The sequence below is a fragment of the Armatimonadota bacterium genome, from assembly GCA_020354555.1.
Classification (GTDB): Bacteria; Armatimonadota; Hebobacteria.
On sequence record CP070648.1, the window covers coordinates 3,616,340 to 3,620,307 of the forward strand.

Sequence of the window (3,968 nt, forward strand, 5' to 3'; positions counted from 1 at the left end):
TGAACTGGCGTCGTTCCTGAAGCAGATCAGCGGGGCGGAGGTCGCGGTGGTTCCGGAGGCGGAGTGGTCGCGCGGCCCGGCGATCTTCGTCGGGCCGGCGCGTGCGGCGCGACGGGCGTTCCCCGGGCGCTACATGCGGCCCCTGGGCCATGACGGCTTCGTGATTCGCACCAGCCCGCCGTACCTGCTCCTGGCGGGTGGCGAGCCGCGCGGCACGCTCTACGCCGTGTACACGTTCCTCGAGGATTACCTGGGGTGCCGCTGGTGGACCTCCACGGCGAGTACGATTCCCCGGCACAGCACCATTCGAATCGGGGCGATCAACGACCGCCAGGTACCGATTCTGGAAAACCGGGAGCCGTTTTTCGCGGATGCGTTCGACGGCGACTGGGCGGTGCGCAACAAGGCGAACGGCGCCTCGGCGCGGCTGGACGCGGCGCGCGGGGGGAAGATCACCTACCAGGGGTTCGTGCATACTTTCGCGTCGCTGGTGCCGCCTGGCGAGTACTTCGCCGAGCATCCGGAATGGTTCGCGTTCACCGGCGGCAAGCGCAGCGACGGGTACGTGCAGCTCTGCCTGACCAACGAGGAGCTGAAGCGCTTCGTGGCGGAGCGCGTCAAGGAATGGGCGCGGGCGAACCCGACGGCCAACATCATCTCCGTTTCTCAGAACGACGCCGCGGGCTACTGCGAGTGCCCGAACTGTAAGGCGCTGGCTGAGAAGGAAGGGTCCCATGCGGGGAGCCTGCTGCATTTCGTGAATTACGTCGCGCGGGAGGTCGGCAAGGAGCACCCCAAGGTGGCGATTGACACCCTCGCCTACCAGTACACGCGCAAGCCGCCGAAGTACGTGCGCCCGGAGCCCAATGTCATCGTGCGATTGTGCAGCATCGAGTGCAACTTCGCGCAACCCCTCACCCACCCGAGCAACCGTACGTTCTTCCGCGACCTGGTGGGATGGAGCAAAGTGTCGCAGCGGCTCTACGTCTGGGACTACGTCACGAACTTCGCGAACTACATGTGGCCGCAGCCCAACGTGTACGTCCTCGGGCCGAACGTGCGGACGTTCGTCAACCACGGGGTGCGCGGCATCTTCGAGCAGGGGTCATACACGACGCTCGGCGGCGACATGGCGCTGCTCAAGGCGTGGGTGCTGGCGAAGCTGCTGTGGAATCCGGAGCGGGATGACCGCGCGCTCATCCGCGAGTTCCTGAACGGCTACTACGGCGCGGCCGGGCCGCACGTGGGCAAGTACCTTGACCTGGTGCACCGGGATGCCGTGGATAACGACCTCTACCTCGGCTGCTTCGTGAGCAGCAATTCGCCTTTCCCGAGCATGAAGACAACGAAGGCCGTGCAAGAGGCGTTCGACAAGGCGCTTGCCGCGGTGGCGGGGCAGCCGGAGATGGAGCAGCGGGTGCGGCTGGCGCGCCTCCCGCTGACGTACGTGCAGCTCTGCCGGGGACCGGAGGGGACCGGCGTCGAGGCCTATGAGGCGCTGATCGAGGATTTCGAGGCGGTAGTGCAGCAGGAGAACATCGCGCGCGTGAGCGAGGGCGGCGCGGTGGCACCCAAGATGGCGGAGTTTCGGGAGAACCTGCGGGTGTGGCAGGAGCTGCCCAAGATCGCTCCTGGAGAGGCCACGGTGTGGCCGCTGCCCAATACCTGGAAGTTCGCCACGGACCCGAAGGAGCGCGGCGAGGCGGGGGGGTGGTTCAGGGAAGGATTTGACGACGGCAAGTGGGCGGAGGTGCGCTCCGACCGCAACTGCGGCTGGGAGGTGCAGGGCTTCCCTAACTACACCGGCGTCGGGTGGTACCGGCAGGCGGTCACCGTGCCGGCGGATCTCGCGGACTTCAAGCACCTCTACCTCTTCTTCGGGTCGGTGGATGAGGATGCGTGGGTGTATCTCAACGGGCGGCTCGCCTTCGAGCATACCTGCGACAGCACCGGGCTGCGCCCGGAGGTGATCTGGATCACGCCGTTTGCGTTCGACCCGCGGCCGGGCGTGAAGCTGGGCGCCGCTAACACAGTCGCGGTCAAGGTGCTCAACCGCCTGGGCATGGGCGGGGTGTACCAGCCGGTCTATCTGATAGGCGCGAACCGGGAGCTGGACATCCGGCTGCTCGAAGGTCTCGTAGCGCGCGAGACGGGGGAATAGGCTGCCTTCTTCATGCCTGTCGCATGTCGCCGGTAATCGTCTTCACGTGCGCCGCACTCGCGCGTCGGTGCGGTTTGGCGTTGGTATCCGGCGGGTATCTCAGAACCGGGATGGCTTCGGGCCAGTCCCCTGTTCGGAGTAGTGGCGCGGCTCCCGTGTTGTATCGGAGGCTGGGAGCCGCGCCCTTCTATTCCGCTCCCCGGTGCCTTCCTCACCCGCTCTGATGAGACGGCACAAGCCCGGAGGGATGCCAGCCACGTCACGACATCACGTGCCGGCTACCCCCACGTTGTCGCCTGCACGGAGAACTCTCCGTCCAACGTGTTGACGCCAAACTCATCCTGCACCTGAATGCTGATGCGACCGGAAATGCTCCCGTCGCCGCGCACTCCCTCCCGCGGGCCGGTGCTCTCATCCACCACGAACCACCCGCCCACAACGGCCAGCGGCACCCCGCCCGGCAGCGTGAGAATCGATTGCTGCGGTTGGCCGTCTTGGCCCCCGCGTTCGCCCCCGCTGGCCTGGATAGCTATCTCGCGGCCTCGCAGCACGCCTAGGTCCGCCTCGTAATCCACGTGCACGTCGAGTGGAAACTCGCCCACGAGCAGCACGCCGGGCCCGCGGATCTCAAAGGTTTCCGGGTAGGCATCATCCTCGACCAGGAATATGTCCATCATCTCAAGCGGAACCGCCACTTCCTGATCATCGACGATGAGCCTGAGCTCCGGCGTGGGTGTCGCTGAGCGATCGGTCTGACCCGCGTCGTCCTTGCCGGCGCATCCCGCTAGGACGATCACCGCGACGAACGACAGGAGAACCGTACTGCGGCGCGCGAACGCACTGAAGGGACGTCGGTAGGCTCTTCCCATGATGTTGAGCACCTCCTCGTTTGGGGGCAGTCCGCGAACAATAGCCGTTTCGAGGCGGCCTTGCCGATCGGCCTGCTGCGCGGAATGCCATGGTGTCGGTTCTCAGCGTTCCTGGGATGAATCAGGGAGTGAGCTTCCCTGGGTTATTCATGCTGCCTTCGACGCGCGCGCATGGGTCACGCGCCAGATCGTTCATCTCCGCTGCCCCTGCTCCTGCATCCTGCGGCCCCGACGGGATGGCGGTAGTCCTCACGCCTCGCCACGACAGGGCGGGTCTGCAGCGGTCTTCCTCTCGCCGGAATGTCTTCCCTGCGTCTGAAACCGACATCGGCCTGGGCTACCTTCCTAACCGCCGAGCCGGACACGGTCGGAACGCCGCGCCCGGCCGCACAGGGGCGCGGAGGTCGCAGGCGCGGCGCGCTCGCGGCCCTGCACTCCGCGAGCACAGCCGAGGCGCCCGCTGCGACTCGGTTGATTGCAGCGGAACAATCCGCGCGTATCAGTTGTCCCGCGGCAAGCCACCGGACTCTATGGCTGATAGCGCTTCAGGCGGGCCTTCAGTTCGGGGATGACGTGGGCGCGGCCGGTTTGCTCCAGCCGCTCGAACATCCGCTCAGGGGAATAGTACGGGAACGGCCCCTCGGCGACCATCTGCTCCAGCGGATCCGGCGCGCCGCCCTTCTGAATCTGCTCCTGCCGCCACTCCTCCATCAACGCGGACAGCTCCCCCACTATCTCCGGGCGTTCGGCGGCGAGGTTGGTCGCCTGGTGCGGGTCGGCGCGCATGTCGTGCAGCATGATCGGCTCGTCGTAGGGATACAGGCCGGGGTGCAGGACGCGGATCATCAGCCAGTCGGGGGTGCGGACGGAGCGAGTGAAGGTGTAGATGCCGTGCTCCCAGACCTGATACGGCCAGCCCGCGAACTCCTCCCCGCGCA

3 protein-coding genes are annotated in these 3,968 nt (G+C 66.5%); 1 reads left to right on the top strand and 2 read right to left on the bottom strand.

Annotated features, from left to right (window positions below; all coding sequences use genetic code 11):
• The coding region (locus tag JSV65_14810) for a DUF4838 domain-containing protein (protein ID UCH33819.1) at positions 1-2,161 on the top strand (2,161 nt) is incomplete at its 5' end.
• A 278-nt stretch (positions 2,162-2,439) separates the two neighbouring features.
• Here JSV65_14810 and JSV65_14815 read toward each other — a convergent pair.
• Together JSV65_14815 and JSV65_14820 are read right to left on the bottom strand one after the other, a co-directional pair.
• Positions 2,440-3,030, bottom strand: coding sequence for a hypothetical protein (locus JSV65_14815; protein UCH33820.1), 591 nt, complete (start codon positions 3,028-3,030; stop codon positions 2,440-2,442).
• A 528-nt stretch (positions 3,031-3,558) separates the two neighbouring features.
• A partial coding sequence (locus JSV65_14820; GenBank protein UCH33821.1) for a hypothetical protein occupies positions 3,559-3,968 on the bottom strand: 410 nt, incomplete at its 5' end.